General features: G+C 65.9%; 2 protein-coding genes. Both read right to left on the bottom strand.

The window, feature by feature from the left end:
• On the bottom strand, positions 1-536 hold a 536-nt coding region (locus D2K64_RS23300), incomplete at its 3' end, for a hypothetical protein (protein ID WP_202910811.1).
• A gap of 329 nt (positions 537-865) precedes the next feature.
• On the bottom strand, positions 866-1,906 hold the full coding sequence (locus D2K64_RS23295) for an NHL repeat-containing protein (protein ID WP_238384395.1): 1,041 nt from the start codon (positions 1,904-1,906) through the stop codon (positions 866-868).
• Positions 1,907-2,336 lie beyond the last annotated feature (430 nt).

The raw sequence follows: 2,336 nt of genomic DNA, 5'->3' as shown, positions 1-2,336 counted from the left end.
CTGTCCCACTCGGCCAGCGCCGCCGCAGAGCCTCCACCCAGCATGTGACCGAGTCCCCAAGCAAAGCTTGCAATAGACAACGTATCGGGCACCAGCACGCCCCACTCATCGAGCACCAAGGTCGTGGCGACAACATGTCCCTGGGTGCGACGATTAGTTTCATCCTCGTCAGCGCCGTCCGAGAAGGCGGCGTCCAGACGCTCAAATGCCTGCTGGGCGGGCAGTGCGCCCAGGACGACCAAGTACCAGGGACGGGGCTGGTCTGGATCTGGCACAGGTTCTGTGACGCCGGAGGCGGCCTGCTCCTCGTCGGGCTCCGGGTGCTCGGCCAACAGCTTCCAAGGCACCAAGGCGTCATCTGTGGGAGTTTCCCACAGTCCGGGATCGTCGAGCGCCGTTGCGTGGTTGTTACGCTGCTGCCCCTGCTTCTCGGCGGCCAGGCCGCTCCAGCCATCTTTGGTGACTTGCGGCGTCAGGACCTCGATCGCCAGCCAGGAGCGGAGAACCCGCCGAGCCATTTCGGAAGTCATGGTCATACAACAGCTTTGCTGTGTTCAGCCGCGAGGACAACCCTACCAACAGCTTCTTGCCCATCTCGGGCTAAGAGCACGTCCACTCGCCGATTGGCCCGGTCTGGCCTCAGCACATGACGGGCAGCTCTCGCCTCCCTCCCCTCGCTGCACTACAGGCGCCCTGCCACCGGGTTAGGTTACAGGCAGCGGCGATAGGGTCCTGGTGCTGTCCTGCAGGGTCCGGCAAGCTCCAGGATCGCCATTGACTCGAGGTCGTGGCGTGAAGGTTACATATACTGTGACAGCTGCCCCCGCGCCTGGCGGCGCGGACCTCGGCGGGTAGCTCGATGTGGTCAGGACGGCCCGCGGCGCACGAAGCGCTGCACGCGCTGACCATTGTCCACCTCGCTGATGTAGAGGCTCCCTTCGCTGTCCTGGGCGATGTTGTGCGGAACGTGGAACTGCCCGGCCCAGCGGCCCGGCCGTCCAAAGGTGGAGAGCACCTCGCCATCGCGCCGGCGGATCACCCGTGCCACGCCGTTGGAGTTGTCCACGCTGAACAGGAACTCCTGCGACGGATCCAGCGACGGGATGAGATCGGCCACAGAGCCGTTCAGCCGTGTCTGCGGTGCGATGAAGTGCTCTGACACGAAGGTGCCGTCCCGCCGGAACACCTGGTAGCGGTCATTGGTGCGGTCACAAACGTAAACCTGCCGGTCCCTGGTCAGCCGCACGCAATGCACCGGACTGGCGAACTGCCGAGACGGCGGCTGACCCGGCGTATAAGCGGCCGTGCCGCCATAAGCCTCCGGCCCACCATCGACCGGCGGCTGGCCATAGGCGCCCCAATGCCGCTTATAGGCGCCGGTCTCGCTGTCGAACACGATGACCCGGCGGTTGCCGTAGCCGTCGGCGACATAGACCTCCCGCGCCTCGGTATCCACCTCAACATCGGCGGGACGGTTGAGGTTGGCCGTGTCGGCGTTGCCTCTCGACTGACCCGATCGCCCGATCTGCATCACGAATTGTCCGTCCAGCGTGAACTTCAGCAGCTGGTGGTCCTTGGCCCCGCTGCCGGCGAGCCAGACGAAGTCATTGGCATCGACATAGACGCCGTGCTCCACCTCCGGCCATTCGTAACCTGGGCCCGGGCCGCCCCAATGGCGCAGGACGTTGCCCTGCCTGTCGAACACCAGCACGGAGGGCGCGCGGACGCAGCAATTCGTTTCCGGCGGGTTGCGCTCGGCCATCAGCTGGCGCTGCGCGATGGTTCCAGGACGCTGGACGATCCAGATGTGGTCCCGCTTGTCCACCGCGACGCCTGCAACGGCGCCGATGATCCAGTTGTTGGGCAGCGGCTTCGGCCAGAAAGGATCGACCTGGAATTCTGGCACTGCTGCCTCTGCGGCCCGGGCCCCTGTTGGACTGGCGACCGACCCGCCTTGTGCCAGGGCTGGTCGGGCCGGGAGCGGGGCCAGACCGAGCACCCCGCACATCCCCAGAGTGCTGCGCAGCATAGCGCGCCGCATGGTGACAGGCATGTCATCTCCTCCCGTTTTGATTTCGCAACAAGCTAACCCAAACGGATCAGAAGGACAGCATCATGGTAACCAGCAGACTGGTCTGTGTCCCGTCCGGCTACCCTGCCTTAAACTCTCTACCTGCTTGGCCCGCGCCTCAGGCGGCCCAGAGGCGGCACAACCCCGCCCCGGGACCGAGCACCGGGTCCTGCTCCGGCCGCGGCACCGCGGCGATGGCGCGCAGCACCGCCTCGCGCTCCCGCGGGTCACCGCGCCGGAGGTCGTAATCCCCATCGGCTGGATA

This window comes from Teichococcus vastitatis, from assembly GCF_003604215.1.
Taxonomy (GTDB): domain Bacteria; phylum Pseudomonadota; class Alphaproteobacteria; order Acetobacterales; family Acetobacteraceae; genus Pseudoroseomonas; species Pseudoroseomonas vastitatis.
This window is presented reverse-complemented; position numbering and strand designations above follow the sequence as displayed.